A 19513-nucleotide genomic window follows, 5' to 3' on the forward strand; every position below is an offset into this window, starting at 1 on the left:
GTAATTACAAACAGGAGAGATGGCAATGCTCCGATATAGATTAAGTTCCATCGTTGGAGCTGTCATGGCTGGGGCCATGGTGTTGAGCTGTGCGACGTCTAATCCAGAGCAGTCAGCGACCTCACCTGATGCTCCGGCAGAGGCTGCATTGTCTAATAACTCAGATCCTTCCAGCCAGGTCCAGGCAGAGAGCCTACAACAAACCATTCTGGTAGAACCCTTAGAGCATCCCTGGGGAATGGCTTGGCTACCGGATGGCACCCTGATGGTGACCGAACGTCCAGGACGGGTGCGGCTCATTAAGGCAGGTGGTTTTCTGGATCCCACCCCCGTATCGGGTGTGCCTGATGTATTTGCCGCTGGCCAGGGCGGTTTAATGGATGTGTCAGTGCATCCTCAGTTCGCTGAAAATCAGTGGGTCTATTTTACCTATGCCGCTGGTTCTTCGGGGGCAAATCAGACCCGTGTAGCCCGAGCACAATTTGATGGTGATACCCTCTCTGATTGGACCGTCATCTTTGAGGTGAATCGGACCAAACAGGGTAGCCAGCATTTTGGCTCGCGCATTAGCTGGTTGCCGGATAATACAATGCTGATTTCCATTGGCGATGGCGGTAATCCACCGCTACAGCTAGAGGGTGAGCTGATTCGGCATCAGGCGCAAAAGCTGGATAGTCATTTGGGTAAAGTTCTTCGCCTTAACGACGATGGGTCCGTGCCAGAGGATAATCCCTTTGCCAATACGCCAGACGCTGATCCCGCTGTTTGGAGCTATGGCCATCGAAATATTCAAGGACTGATGGTAGACCCCATCACTGGTCAGGCTTGGGCCACAGAGCATGGCTCACGGGGTGGCGACGAGCTGAATCGGGTGGACCCAGGGGAGAACTATGGTTGGCCAGTGGTGACCCACAGTCGTGAGTATACCGGTGGCGAAATTTCATCGGAGCGATCGCGACCGGGCATGATCGATCCTCTGGTGGTTTGGACACCTGCGATCGCACCGTCTGGTCTACTCATTTACCAGGGCGATCGCTTCCCTGATTGGCAAGGTGACCTATTCGCCGGCGGTCTGGTTTCGCAAGATGTGCGACACATTGCCCTGGACGATCTTGACATGGTTATCAGTGAAACACCTATCCCCATTGGCCAGCGTGTGCGGGATGTGCGCCAGGGGCCGGACGGGCTGATTTATATTTTGACCGATGAACCCAACGGGCGGCTTATTCGGTTAGAGCCAGGGTAGGCGGCTAAAGAAAGGGGGAGTGATTGGTTATTGGGGCGTATGTAAGTTTTGAGTTTTGAGTGATGGTGTTCTGGTGTAGCCGTTAGTGATTAGCCTTTGATGCGGGGGCTGGCACAAGGCACAGCCCCTACGAGATATCTCCTTTAAACGAAGGGGAATGATTCACATTTGGTGTTAGAGATGTTGGAAACAACCTGAGAACCTAAAGATTCTTGACACCAAAGAAGATCTCGTACAACAGAGATACCTTTTACCCGGACCTCGCCGTAACCCAACCTTCACCAGAATGTTTGCGCTAAGCGATCACCCTGTCGGGGGAAACCCCAGCTTGCTTAAGTGGTGTAGCTGATGTGGCTTCGAACAAGGGAGTTTAGGCCCCCACATTAGGAGGGTAAACCCCAGTAGGCCTAGGTAGACTAGCTTAGAAATTTCCGGAAAGGAGGAAAGCCCTGAGCCCCCCCTCTAACCCTCTACCAATACCCCCAAAATACCCCCTTGACTTAGAGCCCACTCTAACTCCTAACCTAGGCTTATGGACCAGGCACTCACCATCCAACAAGTCGCCCAAGCCACCGGCCTGAGCACCCACACCCTGCGCTACTACGAACGCTGTGACCTAATTGCCCCCATCCATCGGGCCAGCAACGGTCACCGTCGTTACTCAGCGCAGGATATCCGCTGGATTCAGTTTCTCACCAAACTGCGCATGACCGGCATGCCCATTCGTCAAATTCAGCAATATGCCACACTGCTACGCCAACATCCTGACGCCGTACAAGAACGGCGCGCCTTGCTAGAAGCCCATCGCCAAACCGTTGTGCAACAACTACAGGAGCTACAAGAAAACCTCACCGTAATCGACTGGAAAATTCAACACTATAAAGAGATTGAAACCAAACTGTCCGAAACACCTGTGCAAACATCACCCCAGAGAACATTATGAATTCCGTTGCCCAGTCTGCACCCTCTGACCGTTACCAGCAAGGCTGGCAAATGCTCAAAACCATTGACGGCGAAGCCGGAGAAAAAGTAATCGATAGTCTGCAATCCATCGCCCCCGATCTAGCCCGCTACGTCATCGAATTTCCCTTTGGCGATATCTATACCCGTCCGGGTTTAGATCTAAAATCCCGAGAAATTGCCACCCTCGCCGCCCTCACAACGTTAGGGAATGCCCAACCGCAGCTCAAAGTTCACATTCACGCCGCCCTGAATGTCGGCTGTACCGCCCAAGAGATTGTTGAAGTTGTGATGCAGATGGCCGTATATGCAGGATTCCCCGCTGCTCTCAATGGCATTACCGCCGTTAAGCAGGTCTTTGCAGAGCGCAATATCCACCTAACTGGAGAATAAACCCATGAAAACTCGAAAACGGCGATGCCATTGTTCCCATTCCCGGCACCAAACGTTATCCCGATATGAGCAGCGTCAATCGTTAAATAGCCATGTCTATGCGGTGCGGCACCCCATGGACAGGAGCTGAGTTGGAGTTTTTTGTACTATTAGGCTGATTTTTTTTAACTAATAGCTGCTCAAATTGCAACGCAACAACCTTGGCAATGGCCATCAGCGTTTTAGCATCCTCATCATTCCAATGATTTGATTCAGGTGCACCAATGGAAATTGCCCCTGAAATTTTACGACAGACGAGCGGTGCCGCAATTAATGATTGGGCTGTGGGCATCACCACGTCTACGTCCGTTCGTTGATTAGTATCTCGAATCTGCACCAGACGTCCCTGGCACATGACCTGTCCGCTGATACCCTTAGCCAAGGAAATTTTGCGACCCTTACCATTGGCCTCACCCACAAGCACCGGAACGGTGTAGTAATCGTTATCAAGTTTGAACGAAATGGCTACGCCAGCTGCCCCAAAGACAGATTGCAAAATAATAGCCGTATTCTGCAACAGTTTTGATGGGCTGTTAGATGACATTTCTGCAATATTGTGCACAGTACGAAGCTGTTGCCAGCGTCGCTGGCTCACCTTGTCAGTTTGCTCAATCAACTCCAGCATGCGACTGTTGATCTCAGCAATGTGCATATACTGCTGACTGTAGAGGCGTTCCTTCACGGGGCGATACATGGATTCCATTACCTGGGACATGAGCAAGGCAATGCGATCTACCACAGCTTCGTCATAGGACCATAGCGCATCGTATTGACGCCCACTGGTACCAGGCTGGTTTTCAGTTTCTTGAGCCACTAAGGTCGCCCAAAACTCAGACGTGTCAACAAACAAAAACCATTCCTGTGCCAGAGCTGACGTAGGACTCAGCTCAATAAATTCTACCCCTTGGATTGAAGGTGGCTGACAATCTGGCACACCGAACACATAGACCCGTCGACAAACTGAGCCTAACCGGCTATAACGGCGCATTTGTTCGGGAAAATTTGAAAAGCGCTGGAAACCTGCGTAAAAATCAACCGCCAATTGATGCTGAAGAATCTGATCTTCAATCTGCTGACTGATCACGTTCATCATTTCAACCGAGCGCGTAAAGCGCAGGGTGTCGTATTGCCCTGCAAGTGAGCGAAAGAGGGATATATCCATCAAAAATACGCAGGCTGAACCTACTAGTAGACAAACCTAAACAACAACATAGATGCCCCCAGTGCCATTGAGTACCTGGCAATAGTTCAAATTTTATTGAAACTATTGCCTTGACATCGTTAATACTGGCTATTTTTAGTTGTACATGTCCTTGTAGACATAAGCAATGAAAAGAGTTTCACAAGACTCCATTCATTGATGAGTTCACTCTTACACAACTCTAGCGTTTGCCACTAAATATTCCACCGCTCAACATTTTGACTCAAATGCCAGGAATGTTCTAAAGGTAGAAGAATACTAGACATTTGACTATTTACTCTAGCAGTTGAGGTCAAACACACGCAGAAACAGTCAATTTAGAGGTGAAATTGGACGAATAACGCTTGTTTTCAATTACTAGGATGATAACGTATTCAATTGACTTCAGGGAATGTTTCCTAGGAGTTCAATGGGTTAGCTTATAAAAGTGTTCTTAAAATAGGATAAATGACAGATACCAACAGGTACCAATAGATGATATCTAGCGACGTGTTCTAAGGCACAGTTGCTGAGGGATGTTACACCAATCACTTGGAATTGCTTGCACATAGGCTGACAACTGACGAGAATATTTTTTTGGAGGAGGGGTATGAAATATCGTGCGATCGCAACCGACTATGATGGCACATTAGCCACCGAGGGGCGTGTTGCCGACACCACGTTGGCGGCTCTAAAGCGTTATCAGCAAGCAGGGGGCTTGCTATTAATGGTAACTGGGCGAGAGTTGACAGATCTACAAAACGCTTTTTCAGCCCTGGCCATTTTTGATGGTGTCGTTGTTGAGAATGGTGCGGTTTTCTACCACCCCGCCAGTGAGCGGCTTCAACTGTTGGCGGACCCACCCCCTGACGCATTTATCGCCACCCTCAAGGCTCAGCACGTTAGCCCGATCAACACAGGACAGGTAATTGTATCCACCTGGCAACCCCATGGAGCCGTGGTGCAGCAAACCATTCAATCCATGGGATTAGCATCCCGAGTGATTATGAATAAGCGGGCTGTCATGGTGTTGCCTGCCAACGTTACCAAAGCGACGGGGCTCAACGTGGCATTGACTGAGCTGGGGCTGACGGCTAATCAAGTCGTCGGGATCGGTGATGCGGAAAACGACTTTGACTTACTTAAGAGCTGTGGTTTGGGCGTCGCCGTCGCCAATGCTCTGCCAGCCGTTAAGGATATGGCTGACCGCGTCACCACCCAATATCGCGGTGCTGGTGTAGAAGAGCTGGTTGATTGGATTTTAAATGGTGAACTGTGATGTTGGTTTACTGTTTAGCCAAAAGCTCAGAGTCAGGACATTCATAGGTGGTCATGGGACTTAGATATTAAGGAATAACGCTCATAACAGTATTTCCTAAGTATCCATAAAAATGATGTAACAAAGAACACGCTTATGTGGAGATAGTGTTACGTTACATCAAGCAATTAGCTGTAACAGCACAGCCAAACGCGATAGTATGGGCGCTAACTTGGGCCATATCTACGTTCTATTCCGTGACTTGCCATGCAAATCCTTCACGGTACCTGGATTCCTGAATCTGGGGCTGACTTTATTCTATCGGGTGAATTTTACCTATGGGTTGAAACTATTGCAGAAACAGCGTTTCAGGAGGCAGAGCCATGCCATCCTAGACACTTAGTGGCGGCAGATTTAGTTGACCTACTAGCGAATGAGTTTAAGATTCAGTCCCCCGATCGATATCCGTTGGAGGAGCTGATCACTCCCTGCTACTTTCTATTGCCGACGGTTGACAATCAGCCACTGCCGTCTTTAGAGCTATCGCGCTACCTGGAGATTGACTTACCCGATCGGTTTAAATTTGAATATTGGCAAATTGATTGTTGTTCTATCCCAGCTGCCGCCGCTGTTAAAAGTAAAGCAGGTCCAAATTCTGTTATTCCTTTACTCAATGAGCTTCATTTTCTTGCCCTACACAATTTGAGTGAGATCCAGCTAGGGGCAGACCTGCTATTTTGGTTCCATTTTACCCAAGCGTTAAAACGGATTATTTGGAAAGATCACTATGTTCCTGCCCTCAAATACCGTTCGCTAGACCCCATCAAGAAACGTCAGTCATCTAAGCGGTCAGACAACTTTGAAATTTATTCAGGGTGGGAGTTTATTGGTGAAGACTATGGGACTACCCTGGAGGAATTTGTGGAGCACATGCCCCTGATGTGTGCAGCAGGATTTGCGGAACCGTTCACAACACCTCAGTTTTACGATCGGCTGTCTCTCCTGCGGCATTTCTCAGAGTGCTTACTGACTGAAATTGTGGCCCATACTCAGTTTACAAAAGCATTTGAAAACACCATCAAAGATTCAGTGCTGACGGACTGTTTAGATCTAGATGTGTGGCCCCAGGCTGAAGGGTTAGAGCAATATCAACAATGGCAGGCCTGGCGCGATCGCATTGTCCGTACCCAGACCGATCAGCCCTTTTATCTGTACTTTCATCTCCAAGACCCATTCAAACCAGACGACCCCTGGCAGCTACAGTTTCAGGTTGCGCCTAAAGATGATCCCTCCCTCAAGCTAGCCTTAGATAACTATTGGCGCATGGGACCTAAGCAACAGAAACAGATAAAAGACCAATTGGGGGGAGAGTTTGAGCAAAACCTGTTGCTAAACTTAGGCTATGCTGCTCGGATTTATCCCGATCTCTGGCAGGGCATGGAAACCGACCAGCCCGTTGGCATTCAGCTCACTCTGGATGGAGCCTTTAACTTTCTCAAAGAGTCGGCCTGGGTGTTAGAAAATGCGGGCTATAAGGTGATTGTGCCCGCCTGGTGGACCCCCAAGGGACGACAGCGGGCGAAGGTGCGGCTCAAGGCCAAAGGAAAGTCCCTGTCAGGAGGTGACGATAAATCCAAGAGTTATTTCTCCTTTGCGAGCCTGGTGGAGTACCAATATGAACTAGCCATTGGCGAAGAAAAGATCACGGAACAGGAGTGGAACCAGCTGGTGAATGCTAAGACACCATTGGTGCAGTTTCGCGGTCAATGGATGGAGCTGGACCAGGACAAGATGCAGCAGATGCTGGAGTTCTGGAAAACTCATCAGCAGGAGAATCCAGAGCTGTCACTGTTGGACTTTATGAAGCTAACGGCGGCGGGTGAGGATGATTTGGAGGTGGAGTGCGATCGCAAAGACACCCTCGCCGATATGCTCACTAAACTGGGCGACAAAAATAAGCTCCAACCCGTGGATAACCCCGATACATTTCAAGGTCAGCTGCGGGAATACCAAAAGCGAGGCGTTTCCTGGTTACAGTATCTAGAACAGCTGGGTCTCAATGGCTGTCTGGCCGACGATATGGGGTTGGGTAAAACCGTCCAGGTGATTGCCCGCATGGTGCAAGAACGGCAACCCCCTAAACCTAAAAAAGGCCGTAAAAAGAAAACGGCAGAAGCCATCAAAGTACCGCCTACGCTGCTGATTGCCCCCACCTCTGTGGTCGGCAACTGGCTCCGGGAAATCCAAAAGTTTGCTCCCCAAATTAAGGCCGCCGTGCATCACGGTAGCGACCGTGCCAAGGATGCTAAAACCTTCAAAAAAGCCTGTCGAGAGCATGACATCTTGATCACCTCTTTTGCGTTAGCTCGCAAAGATGCCAAGCTGTTTAATGGTGTCGAGTGGCACCGCATTGTGCTGGATGAGGCGCAAAATATCAAAAACCCTAAAGCAGCGTTAACCAAAGCCATTTGTAAATTCTCTGCGCCTCACAGATTGGCCCTCACCGGCACCCCAATTGAAAACCGTCTATTGGATCTCTGGTCCATTTTTAACTTCTTAAATCCCGGCTATTTAGGCACCCAGGCCCAGTTTCGTAAAAGCTTTGAGGTACCGATTCAGAAAAGTAACAATCCGCGTCAGTCGGCCACCCTGAAAAAACTGGTGGAGCCCTTTATTTTGCGGCGGGTAAAAACAGACCAATCAATCATCAAAGACCTGCCGGATAAGGTGGAACAAAAACTGTTCTGTAACCTGACGAAAGAACAGGCATCGCTCTATGAAGCCGTGGTCAAAGATGTGGAGACTCAGCTACAGGCCGCAGAAGGCATTCACCGCAAGGGATTGATTTTGGCAACGCTGACAAAGTTGAAGCAGGTGTGCAATCATCCAAGGCAGTTTTTACAGGATGATAGTGAGTTTACGGCGGTGCGCTCCCATAAGCTCACCCGCCTTACCGAAATGGTGGAAGAGGCCATGGAGGAGCGGGATAGCCTTTTGGTATTTACCCAATTCACCGAGCTGGGGTCAGCCTTGGAGAAATACCTGCGCCACACCTTTCACTGTAATACCTACTATCTCCATGGCGGCACCCCACGAAAAAAACGCGAGGCAATGATTGCTGAATTCCAAGATCCGGAAACAGAGCCGTCGGTATTTGTGCTTTCGCTCAAGGCTGGTGGTGTAGGCATTACCCTGACCAAAGCTAACCATGTTTTCCATTTTGACCGTTGGTGGAATCCATCGGTGGAAGATCAGGCCACAGATCGGGCTTTTCGAATTGGTCAGAAGAAAAATGTGTTTGTCCACAAGTTTGTAGCCATGGGCACCCTGGAAGAGCGCATAGACGAAATGATCGAAGATAAGAAGAAGCTGGCGGGTTCAATTGTTGGGGCCGATGAATCCTGGTTAACGGAGCTGGATAACGATGCGTTTAGGCAGCTGATTTCGTTGAACAAAAGTGCGATCATGGAGTAAGAGGGAAGCATCATGAGCCAATTTAGTCGCAGCTGGTGGGGACAACAATTCATCCAAGCCATTGAAAAGCTAACCGACCCAGGACGCCTCAGTCGTGGGCGCTCCTATGCCAGGGGCAATAAGGTTAAAAGCTTTGACATTGAGGGTGGGCGAGTCACTGCACAGGTCCGAGGTTCGGTGAATCCTTACTTTGGGGTGTATAAGGAACCACTGTATTTCACCACGATTGAGTTCCAGCCTTTAAGTAAGGCCAAGTGGTCAGCTGAGATCGCACTGATTGCCTCCAAAGCAAGTTTGATTTCTCGTTTATTGCTCAACGAGATTCCAGACAATATTGAGGATACATTTAAGCAGCTAAACCTCAATCTGCTACCAGCAAGTGCCAGAGACTTCAAAACCAGCTGTTCTTGTCCAGACTACAGTAATCCATGCAAACATATTGCCGGTGTTTACTATTTGGTCGCGGCAGAACTCGATCAAGATCCGTTTTTATTGTTTGAACTGCGGGGCTTGTCACGGGAGGAATTATTACGGGAACTGGCAAAATCTCCCTTAGGACAGGCGCTGTCAGCGGAATTACAGTCAGAACAGCAACCTCCTAAACCAGTAGACTCTTACTACGCGCCACTAGAGACAATCAAAGTACCTGCAAAAACTGAGTTGCGAGACTTTTGGCATGGAGCCAAGCGTTTGCCTCAAACAATGGAGGTTTTACCCGATAATCCAGTGTCAGGCATTCCAGTGAAAAAACAAGGAGACTTTCCGGGCTTTTGGGATCGGGATAATTCGTTTATTGAAGCAATGGAGACGTTGTATGAGCAGGTAAAAGCCAAGGGACAGTTATAAAGGCAAGCAATCACTGTTGAGTGTATTGAACATTTGCGACATCGATGCGACATCTATAGATGCGGCATCTATAGGTAGAAAATAGTTGGATCCAGGCTGACTCCCTGGGCTGAAGACGCAAACGTTTCAGCCAGCATCGATCTATTCTCAGGGCTATATCGGCCAGGTGTTCGGCTCAGATATCGACGCCACGCGCGTATTTCGTGAGCTTGATCTGCAAAGTCTTGCAGCGGCCTTTGGGCTATAGTCTCCACATTGGCCCTGACACTGCGTTGTAATCGATACAGGTTCATCACTTGCTTGGGGCTGATGCCAAGATGGCGTTGAAATTCACGCTGTAGCGATCTCGGAGTTATTCCCAGTTGTTCACAGGCTGTATCAATGCGCCTATTGGACGTCAGCACCTGATGTAACTGCAAACGACGCTGCACAACAGAAACCGGCACTGCCCTGAACAAGTTTAGGAGCCACCCATCCAGTGCACTTTTGACATCATCGGGTGGCAATTCGTGGGGAAGGCAGCGCCAAAATTCTCCTGCTTTTCGCTCACCCCACAAATCTGCCATATCAAGCAGGTTATCCGCACAATCTTGGCCGATATCTGGAAACAAGATCATCATGCCGGGGACGGTCAGGATGGCCATGACAAACAAAGTCTCTGGCTGGGAGATCCATTTACGAGTGCGCGTTTGTACCCCTAGCAAACCAACCTTAGGGTGAATCTTGCCCGATTCATGGTACGAACGTTTCCCAAAGTTTGCGCTCAACACACCAATGGGTTCCGGGCAGGTCCAAATAGGTGTCCCTGCAACTTCTCCCAGCTTGTCTTCAACCATCCTATAACTCAGCACATAGGGTCGCAGTTGAGGATGGGGTTCAATGGCTAGTATGCGCACTGTCGTGCTCCAAACAAAATAGAAGAAATATAGGGTATCAAATCAAATCGGGACGTTTTCCAAGGAACATATTCAGGTTGATTCTGATAAACTTGTACCAGTTACTTGATGATCAGACCGATAAGTTTGATGTCTATTGCACCCTGCCCAACTTGCAAGAATGGGAACGCTAGCATTAGTTTCATACGGTGAAATAGCCTATGCAGCCGGATAGCTTCAATGCTTTGGTAGCTGAGATCGCGCAGGTTGGGCTCTCGGCCCAGGTCAGTGTACGCGGAGAGCATTTATATATCGGTCTGACGATAGCCGATGCGCCAATGCCGGAGCCTGCGACCAATACCCTACGGACGTTGCTTTACCGTATAGACTTAGCTGAACTGGGACTGGCGGATGTGCGGGTGGTGCATGTTTATGGTTTGACGGCACCAAAGCAGGCAGCCTGGCAACAGAAGTTTGCGATCGCGCCACTTACCAAGGCTGATACTGATCTAATGTCCTTTGACAACCGCTTTAGCGCGGTGTTTTATTTTCCATTAATGGTACTGACCGGTATTTTTCTGAAAGCCTTTGCGCCCATCGGAGGGCTGCTGCAGGGTATTGATATCTGGTTTCACGAGTTCGGTCATGCGGTCGTAGCCTGGATGTCTGGACGGCGTGCTATTCCTTTACCCATTGGGTTTACGCCAGTCAATCCGGAGCGGTCTTTCTTTGTGTATGTTGGTGTGTTGCTCCTGTTGGGATTGCTGTTTTGGGCTGGGCAGCGGGAACAGAAGCGCTGGCCCAGGCTGTTAGCTATCTCTCTTGCAGTCATACAGTTTGGCATGACCTGGCTAATGTCGGCCAATACGTTTGATATGTTGTTGTACTTCGGTGGCATTGGTGGCGAGTTTTTGATTTGTGCTCTGCTAATTGTGGGCTACTATTTTCCACTCCCGCAGTATTTTCAGTGGGGACTGTACCGCTACCCTGTTGTTGTTGGTGCATCGTTTACATTTTTTGGCAGCCTATGGAACTGGCGGCAAGTGCGACGTGGTTTGCAGGAGATTCCGTGGGGCTCAATGTGGGGCGGTGATGGCGACATGGAAAGGCTCGCCTATGGCCATGGCTGGAGCCACCAGCAAATTATCAACACATATAACACGTTGGGCACAGTCTGCCTTATTGCGATTCTGGCAATCTACTTTTATACGCTGTTCAAACAGCATCGAGCTTGGTTGCTACTGCAGTGGCGGCAGTGGCGAACTGATGGGTTGAATGGACGATGATCGCGCAGACTGTTATCGCCGTCGATAGATGTTGAATGGACGATGATCGCGCAGACTGTTATCGCCGTCGATCGATTACGATTGTGCGGCGGCGATTGCCTATCTCTACAGCAGCTTAAATCGACGGATGAAGAAACGATCGGGAACTTCAGTTTCTTGCCCCGGCCTCAGACGATGACGGATCTGGGACTCAGTAACCCAAATCTCTTGTCCAACCAGCGTCAGATTGACGGGTGACTTAAGATCAGAGGCTAATGTCTCAATTGGTGTTGGATTTGTGCCAGGTGCAAAACTATGGATGCGTAAAAGATGACCATTACCGCTGGTAGCCGCGCCTTCGGTGAGAATCAATGAACCATCGGGGGCAAATTGCATTCCATCTGGATTCTCTAGCGATCTTTCCAAAGAAATCTCTTCAACCGTTGCAGATCCGTCAAGTTGAGGCATCACTTTGAAGAGAGTACCGTTAGAATAATGTCCCACAATTAAGACGCCATCGGATCGCCGTGCAATGCCAGCCAGTCCAATGCGCTCGGCCCGAAACCGCTCATCAACTGCCCAAGTCTGCAACTGGCTTGTTCCCGGAGCCAGGTAGTGAATCCGAGCCAGGGTGCTGTCGGTGACGTAAACGCCGCCGTCTGGATCAATGGCCAGATCATTGCCGAAACCACCCTCCGGCATCAAAATGACCTGTAGCACATTACCAGAACGAACATCGATGGCAAAGATACGCGGTGGGCGATGAACGGTCTCCCCATTGGCGCTACGGGTTCCCAGGAAATCAGGTGAACTGCCCCAGAGAATACCGCGTGGTTCATCTAGTCGTAATGCGGTGGCGGCAAATACTTCATCATTACCGGGGAAAACTATCTCGGTCTTGCCATCAGGCGTGATTCGCAAAATCTGTCCACTGGTAATGGAGCCAATATAGAGTGTGCCGTCACTGCCATGGGAAATACCATTGGGATACTGAAAACCAGCAGGTAGTTCGATCGGCTCTAGTTCCCTTGCAGAGGCGGCAATCGGCTGATTGGAGGACAGTACGATCGTACCTGCACATCCTAAAACTAAAAGAAATTCTCGTCGTTTCATTGCATTACTCCCTTTTAAGCGACGCGGTGTCCGGGAATGGCATATCCACCATCCACAGAGATGGTTTGTCCAGTGATGTATGAGGCGGCATCAGAACAGAGCCACAATACGGTTTCTGCCACTTCTTGAGAACTACCTAACCGTTTGAGTGGAATGTGGTGAGTGAAGGCTTGCACAACGGCATCATTTGGATCGTCGGGATTGCCAAAGCGACGAAACATCGCCGTATCAATGATGCCGGGATTGATATTATTGATGCGAATGTTGTGACTTGCGTACACCAACGCGGCAGGTCTGACCATGCCATCCAGTCCACCTTTACTCGCTGAATAGATCGTAGAACCGACTAACCCACCTTTTGCTAGCCAAGACGATGTATTGACAATCGCGCCTCCGTTTTTCTGTGTGAGCATTTGTTCAATTTCATACTTCATGCAGAGCCAAACTGCCTTCAGGTTGATCGTGATTGTGTGTTCCCAGTCGCTTTCTGTTAGCTCGGTGATGGGGGCAAATTTACCTTCTGTTCCAGCGTTGTTGAAGGCAAAATCCAGGCGACCATGATAGTCGACTACTTTTTCGATCAGTGATTGAATCTCATCAGAATTTGCCACATCTGTTTTAATAAAGTGAGCCTTCCACCCTAAAGCATGAATTTGAGAAATCACATCTTGGCTTTGATCTTCACGTCGCGCTGCAATGATCACTGTTGCACCCTGTTGGGCAAATGCGATCGCAGCCGCTTGACCCATGCCAGAACTACCCCCAGTGATGAGGGCTACTTTGCCTTGAAACTTCATTTCTGAGTCTCCTAATTTAGGTTGAGGTGAAAATTATTTGTTCAACTTGCTGTCTAGAGATTTTTCAAGATGATGCTTCCAGAAAATGCAGTTGTGATCGTTTTCACCAGTTGCTTCCAGTTGTTGATAGTGTTCAATTTTCAAGTTAATCACTTGCAAGTGATGGGTGAGTTCCTCTAAGTGTTGTTTGACCTGATTGCGATGCTCCTCAAGTAACACGCGTCGTTCACTAACTTCATTGGGATGCTGACGCACCAAATCTGCAAAGGCAATCACTTTTTTGATTGGCATTCCGGTTTCCCGCAAACGCACCAAAAACTCTAGCCAAGCAATATCTTCGGCGGAGTACCGTCGATGTCCATTAGATGCTCGGTAAATCGGAGCTAAAAGCCCAACTTTCTCGTAATAACGTAAAGTGTGGATACTTAGCCCTGTTGCCTTAGCAGCTTGTCGGATGGTTAATTCAGTCGTCATACCGCAACTATAAAAGGTAGAGTGCGCTCTAGGTCAATAGCCGGTGCTCATAAATTTCTAATGTGTGTTTGAATTTTTGCGATCGCCTTACCATCAACTTCAAAGTAGTATCTCATCAATAATTGCAAGTTAACTGAATCCTAGACCATTTATGGAAAAGCTTTGGTTACTGCAAAATCACACGAACTTCGGGCCCATGACAACCTTCTGGTGATCCAAATGGGATGGCAAGGTGTAGATGGGATTAGCCTTTGTGTGTATTCCATACGGCATATTTTTCATCCAAATCGCTCCCTCGTTCGTATAGATAGTCAAGTAGGTAAATATTGATTGATATGAGGAGGTTCACGTTGGATGTTAAGGCTTGGTGTATAAAGCGTTTGCTTTGGGATGGTTTGTCTAATTTAAATACAAAACATTCGACAGGTGCTAAAAATTAAAGTCATCCAAGTTTAACTATTATTCGTATTCATAACTGACAATCAATTGTGTTCGTATCCCACGTATGGGCTTGCCATTGAAAAGCAATTGGTTACCTGTTTTTTGTGCTCTACCTAAAAAAGAATATTTGAAACAACACTTATGCCCCTCTAATAAAGGCGTTTAAGTGTGTCAATATCCCCTTAAAATTTTGTTTTTAGTCTGCTTAGAAAGAAAGATCTACCGATTAAGCCCTTCTCACTCTAGATTCTAAAATTTTTTGCTCATGGTTTCTGGAATCCAAACAACATAAATGGAAGTAACCTTCTGCGTGGCTCTTTAAGGACCTAAATACCTCTAAAGAGTGCACCAATTTATATAAACCAAACTCAATTTCAAGCCTGAGAGTTTTCTTCGGGGAAGACGCTGGTTTTGATGTGGTCAAGGTTCAAATTTTTATAGCTCACAACAATTCACAACAGGAAAAACATGGCAGTTCAACCTAAATACCACTGGCAGTTTAATGAGAGACAAGGGACAACAACCGTAGATACTGTCAACAGTGTTCAATCACGCCTTTTTAAGTCTGCATTCAAGGGACATGGCCGCATTGGCAATGCCATTCATTTACTCAGCAAAGACTCCCATGTCAATTTGGGTAAAGAGGTGGGTCAATTTGGCACCAGCAACTTTACCGTGGCGTTTGGCATGAGGAATATCAGTACCCATGGCGATAATGAATTAGACATTATCGGTGACCAGGTGATGCAGGGGCACGGTAATTTTTTCTCTGTGCGGCTATCTGATAGAAGAATATTTTTCCACGTCGATGAAAATAGTAAGGCCAAGCATTATGTGAAAGTTGCAACTAAGCGCCTATCGATGATGCCCAATAGAACCTGGTTTCATGTAGCCGTTGTTAGACAAGGACGCACCATCAAGATCTACATTGATGGGGTACTCGCAGCGGAAGCCGAATCAAAAACAGGTGTGGCCAACATTAGCAATAACGTCGATGTGAAGCTGGGTCATTCCAGACGAGGGACTCCAAACGCCCAATACGAAGACCTGCGCATCTACCACACAGCTCTCAGCGATGCCGAGATTCAAGCCCTGGTTCCACCTGCAAATCCACCACTGCGCGACGGTGAAATTGAACTGGTGGGTGCCGATAACGCCGCCGTCATCCTTACTCAAAATGTTGAGGATCTATCCCGTTTTTCCAGTAGCTTTAAGCAGCTGCGGGTGGGTCACAATACCGGCGTTACCCTATATCAGCAAAATAATTTTAGGGGAACAGCGCAAAAGTGCTATGCAGACCTGCCGGATATCCGGCTCTCACGACTGGAGAACTTTCCTAAATCAATCCGGATTTGGCCAGCTATCGAAGAGCCGTTTACTGGCAAGTGGGTGATCAAAGCGCCCAAAGGTCAGTTCTTGAGCCTGGGTAAATCTGTCCTGACCACATCGCCCCGAAGGTCATTCCACGAGCTGTTTAGATTCCACTACAATCTACAGCGAAATCAGCTTCAGCTCATTCCTGGCTCCGATCAAGAAAGCACCTTGTTGAAGGTATCTCCTGGGGAGGACCCCACCCATCTGTTTGTTGATGATTTAGAGCATCTCAAAGATGAGTTCTCGATTATCAATCAGGCCAATAACCAATGGTTAGCACTCGTTGAAGACAACACATTCGACTGGACCGGGCAAAAGGAAGACCGTGCCATTTTCATCCGTGTGGCCAAAATGGCAGACAATGAAGGCCAGGTGGGAGAACTAGCACCGGGAGAAGTAGCCCTATATAAGCATAGAGCCTACTATGGGAGAACCTGGATCTTGTCTGATAGTGACAAATATACTTCAGGTAAGTATACACACCTAAAAGACTTTCACGATTTAAATGATCAAACATCATCCATTCGATTAGGTCCAGATACGGGGGTGACAGTATTTAAAAACCTCGACCATCAGGCCGCTGACGATAAACGGGAAGAAGAGATTGAAGATATCGTCGAAAACGTTCCACGCTTGAGTGATAGGCAGATCGGTAATGATACGATTTCCTCGATTCAAATCTTTAGAACGATTGCCCCTGAAGATGTTTTTACCTCTTATACAACCAAACTGAGCCAAGACTATCGCATGGTGGGGGATAACCTAGAAGAGTTTTCGTCCTATCGTACGACTCTGAGGTTTGACCCCGGCGCTGGTGAGATCGAGATTGCAGCAACTGATCTGACCCAAATCGAAGTTGACGGCACCACCTATGACATCGATGAAGAGCGCTCGGTCAGCCTCAGTCCCAATCAGCTAAATCAGATTATGATCACCTCCGAGGCCGATGGCCTCAACACCCCAGGTCTGAAGATTCGCACCAGCGACATGGCCTCCAATGAGCGGGTGGTGATTTTCCCCAACCGAGAGGCCCATAAGCAAATCGCTGAACTAGAAGATGGCGCACTGTGGAATGCCAAAGATGCTAAAGGCAACTTAATTGTGGATCGCAAGGCCCATAGCAAAGCAGAGGTCACCAGCGCCCAAAACACCATCAAACGGGTAATGGCCACCGTGAACTATGGTGAGGATACCCCTACAGGGAAAAACCGGGTTCAGTCAGCCAATCGGGCTGTCTCTGGCACGACTATCGACAAGCCATGGGAGCTGACCCTGGGCGCTACAGGAAGCGCTAAACCGGCTCGACCGGGTGATGGTCGACGATCGGTGATTGCCAAACCTCTGATCGCAGAAAGACAGGTTAGCTCGGATGAATGGCAAAAACTGCTTACCCAAGCCGCACCCGCTGAAGAAGAGGATAGTCCAGAGGCTAACGGTCCGGTCACCCTAGGCACTGCCAGGGTCTTCTCTGCCAAAAAGTTTGGCCGCCGCCTCGGCAGAAAATTTAAAAAGGCAATCAAAAAAGCCACATCGGTTGTCATTGGCAAGGTTAAAGACATTGTGCATGTGATTGTCAAAACCGCTGAAGGCATCATTGACTTTGTGGTGGACACCGCTGAAAAGGTAGCTGACTTTGTTGAAGGGGTGGTAGAAACGGTGGTGAAGTCCATCAAACAGTTCATCGAGTTTCTACAGTTTTTGTTCAACTGGGACGATATTCTAGACACTCATCGCCTGCTGGTCAAAACGATCAACTCTGCTTTGGATTCTGCCAGTGGGTTGGTTGCTTCTGCTAAAGGTCATGTATCAGCCTTTGTAGATGATTTACAAGACGGCTTAAATAAAGGAACCGATGACTTAATTCGAGCCTTGGGTGTTGAGTCTGATGAGGTGGATAAAGGGTCTAGTTTTGACTTACCCGAAGCGGCTGAGTGGTTGCTCAATAAAATCTTAGGCGGTTCAAAACGTTCAGACAGTAAAACCACCCCCGAGGAAGACTTGGCAGAGAAAGATCGGACCGCCTTATCGGCGATGCAGCAGGCTTTTGAAAGCTTCCTAGAAGCACTCAAAACGGCTTTGAATATCAAGCTTGAAATGTTTGACGGACTGATTGGCACCGTTGAAACCATCATTGCCAATCCGAACCGACCAGAATTGGCCCTGGCCACTGTCATCGACACCTTTAGAGATGTGGGCATCGGGACCTTAGACTTGGGCGAAGATATCATCTTCATCTTCCTTGATATTGTTGTAGCGGCGATTGAGCTGTTCCAGGATTTGCTGAATGCGGAAATTCGGATTCCTCTCGTTTCTGCTCTGTTTAAGATGCTAGGTGCGGGTAAGCTGACTATCCTCAATCTCACCAGTCTACTGGTATCTATTCCGGCTACGGTAATGACAAAACTGATGTTTGGGAAGGTTTCCCTAGGGGATGTTCCAGAGCCTGAGTTTTCCACAAAACAGATAGTAGCGTCCGATCAACAGCTTCTTTCTGTTCAGTCAAATGAGGATGGGATTGATATCGAGAACACTATACTCAAGATGCAGGCTTTTGGTGGGATTGCGATCGCAGCCGATGTCGTCAATGCTTTCATCAGCACAAAGATGGATTTAATCCCCGAAGGCGGTGAAGAAGGTCCGATTTTCTTCGAGTATATGAGTCTCTTTTTGAGTGGCGTTAGCTGGTTGGGAAGTTTCCCCGGCTCTAAAGTAGAACCCGGTGGTTACCCTTACGCCATCGGACAAAAGAAACACAACGTTAGCAAGTCCAAGAAAGAAGAGGAGGAAATGTACTGGGAACGCGTTCTGTGGGGATGGAGAACGGCGATGTTGGGCATAGATATCGTCTATGTAATTGGCGCTATAGGTGCTCAGGCCTCTGGGATCGATAAGGATAAGTTTCCAAGACAGAGACTCAGACGAGCCACTAGACTTCTTGATAAAACAGCACCGATAATAGAACTTTCCACCGTGCTCGCTTGGGTTGAACTCGGGTTAGCTGGCAAATATTTGTCCACTGTCAAAGAAGACAAAAAGCGTACAATTGCCAATGAAGTGCTAGGGATGCTACCGGGTTCGTTTGCCTTTCTGCGAGCTATTAAGAGTCCTAAGTTTGAGTTTGCAGCCTTGTCTGCTATGTTTATCATAAATCTTGTTTCGGGTGTTTCTACAACAATCTTCAATATACAGTTCCTACAAAATGATGTAGCTGAGTTAAGGCAACAGTTGTAAATAAACGGGAGCAAAACGGGCACAACCTCTGACCAATAATTAGAGGACCACTGACAAGATTACATGCCAAAGCGCTGGCACCAGGACGACCATGATAACTCTAAGCAGAGAATGATTGGTCAGTACAGGTTCTGGCGCTTTGGTTATATTTTCAAGCTTTCCCACAAACTTTATTAACCCCAGGCGTCGAATATGATAGCAGTCTCAAACACTGGACAAAGCGGTAAAACCCTGAATTACCCAGTCAGTATGAAATTTATCTGATGTTACTAGTGGCTGAAAAGATAAGCTCTTTCCGAAATCTCGTCGCTGGCGCTTCCATATTCTCACTTTGTGCTTTCCTGCGGCTAGGCAGATGCAAGATCCGGTGTTAGCTTTCTTGCAGAATTCTTAATGGCTTTGAGATTCGAAGTGAGGGACAACGGCGAAGTTCAACGGCGTTAGTAACTTTAGCCTTTTATCAATTGCTAACACTCCGCTGTTGCAACGCAGTGTTAACTGGCGTTTATTCAGTTTTAGTTGCTTCCTCAAGTACTTGCTGGGGATG

At 48.1% G+C, this 19513-nt stretch carries 13 protein-coding genes; 8 read left to right on the forward strand and 5 right to left on the reverse strand.

The annotated features are described in order from the left end of the window. Positions 1-25: 25 nt before the first annotated feature. From QGP82_RS14540 to QGP82_RS14550, 3 genes are all read left to right on the forward strand, one after another. Entirely contained in the window at positions 26-1246 is a 1221-nt protein-coding gene (locus QGP82_RS14540) for a PQQ-dependent sugar dehydrogenase (RefSeq protein ID WP_163668558.1), read from the forward strand. Positions 1247-1778: 532 nt separating this feature from the next. Continuing rightward, a complete protein-coding gene (locus QGP82_RS14545) occupies positions 1779-2189 on the forward strand; it encodes a MerR family transcriptional regulator (RefSeq protein WP_163668560.1) in 411 nt (136 codons plus the stop codon). Next, positions 2186-2599 carry a carboxymuconolactone decarboxylase family protein gene (locus tag QGP82_RS14550; RefSeq protein WP_163668562.1) on the forward strand — a complete coding sequence of 138 codons (414 nt, stop codon included), beginning with the start codon at positions 2186-2188 and terminating at the stop codon, positions 2597-2599. The genes QGP82_RS14545 and QGP82_RS14550 overlap by 4 nt, the downstream gene beginning before the upstream one ends. A gap of 82 nt (positions 2600-2681) precedes the next feature. On the opposite strand, the gene QGP82_RS14555 is transcribed toward QGP82_RS14550, so the two are convergent. Continuing rightward, positions 2682-3800: a DICT sensory domain-containing protein gene (locus tag QGP82_RS14555; protein ID WP_163668564.1), complete on the reverse strand. Its 1119-nt coding sequence runs from the start codon at positions 3798-3800 to the stop codon at positions 2682-2684. 628 nt (positions 3801-4428) lie between these two features. Here QGP82_RS14555 and QGP82_RS14560 point away from each other — a divergent pair. The 3 genes from QGP82_RS14560 (at position 4429) to QGP82_RS14570 (ending at position 9396) form a co-directional block, all read left to right on the forward strand. Further along, positions 4429-5097 carry an HAD family hydrolase gene (locus QGP82_RS14560; protein WP_163702674.1) on the forward strand — a complete coding sequence of 223 codons (669 nt, stop codon included), beginning with the start codon at positions 4429-4431 and terminating at the stop codon, positions 5095-5097. A gap of 246 nt (positions 5098-5343) precedes the next feature. Continuing rightward, entirely contained in the window at positions 5344-8550 is a 3207-nt protein-coding gene (locus tag QGP82_RS14565) for a DEAD/DEAH box helicase (protein ID WP_499059867.1), read from the forward strand. Positions 8551-8562: 12 nt separating this feature from the next. After that, a complete protein-coding gene (locus QGP82_RS14570; protein ID WP_499059869.1) occupies positions 8563-9396 on the forward strand; it encodes an SWIM zinc finger family protein in 834 nt (277 codons plus the stop codon). 68 nt (positions 9397-9464) lie between these two features. On the opposite strand, the gene QGP82_RS14575 is transcribed toward QGP82_RS14570, so the two are convergent. Further along, positions 9465-10292 carry an AraC family transcriptional regulator gene (locus QGP82_RS14575; protein ID WP_499059871.1) on the reverse strand — a complete coding sequence of 276 codons (828 nt, stop codon included), beginning with the start codon at positions 10290-10292 and terminating at the stop codon, positions 9465-9467. Between the two features lie 200 nt (positions 10293-10492). Here QGP82_RS14575 and QGP82_RS14580 point away from each other — a divergent pair, with 200 nt between their 5' ends. Then, a complete protein-coding gene (locus tag QGP82_RS14580) occupies positions 10493-11557 on the forward strand; it encodes a hypothetical protein (protein WP_499059873.1) in 1065 nt (354 codons plus the stop codon). A 105-nt stretch (positions 11558-11662) separates the two neighbouring features. Here QGP82_RS14580 and QGP82_RS14585 read toward each other — a convergent pair whose 3' ends face one another. Genes QGP82_RS14585 through QGP82_RS14595 form a run of 3 tightly spaced genes read right to left on the reverse strand, consistent with a single transcriptional unit; the run spans position 11663 to position 13920 of the window. After that, positions 11663-12649: a Vgb family protein gene (locus tag QGP82_RS14585; protein ID WP_499059875.1), complete on the reverse strand. Its 987-nt coding sequence runs from the start codon at positions 12647-12649 to the stop codon at positions 11663-11665. Between the two features lie 14 nt (positions 12650-12663). Next, positions 12664-13446: a glucose 1-dehydrogenase gene (locus tag QGP82_RS14590; RefSeq protein ID WP_499059877.1), complete on the reverse strand. Its 783-nt coding sequence runs from the start codon at positions 13444-13446 to the stop codon at positions 12664-12666. Between the two features lie 33 nt (positions 13447-13479). Then, positions 13480-13920 carry a MerR family transcriptional regulator gene (locus QGP82_RS14595; protein ID WP_163668581.1) on the reverse strand — a complete coding sequence of 147 codons (441 nt, stop codon included), beginning with the start codon at positions 13918-13920 and terminating at the stop codon, positions 13480-13482. A gap of 909 nt (positions 13921-14829) precedes the next feature. Here QGP82_RS14595 and QGP82_RS14600 point away from each other — a divergent pair. Further along, complete coding sequence (locus tag QGP82_RS14600; RefSeq protein WP_499059879.1) at positions 14830-18966, forward strand: LamG-like jellyroll fold domain-containing protein; 4137 nt, start codon at positions 14830-14832, stop codon at positions 18964-18966. The last annotated feature ends 547 nt before the right edge of the window (positions 18967-19513 follow it).

Source organism: Leptothoe sp. LEGE 181152 (assembly GCF_032906605.1).
Taxonomy (GTDB): Bacteria; Cyanobacteriota; Cyanobacteriia; order Phormidesmidales; family Phormidesmidaceae; genus Leptothoe; species Leptothoe turfae.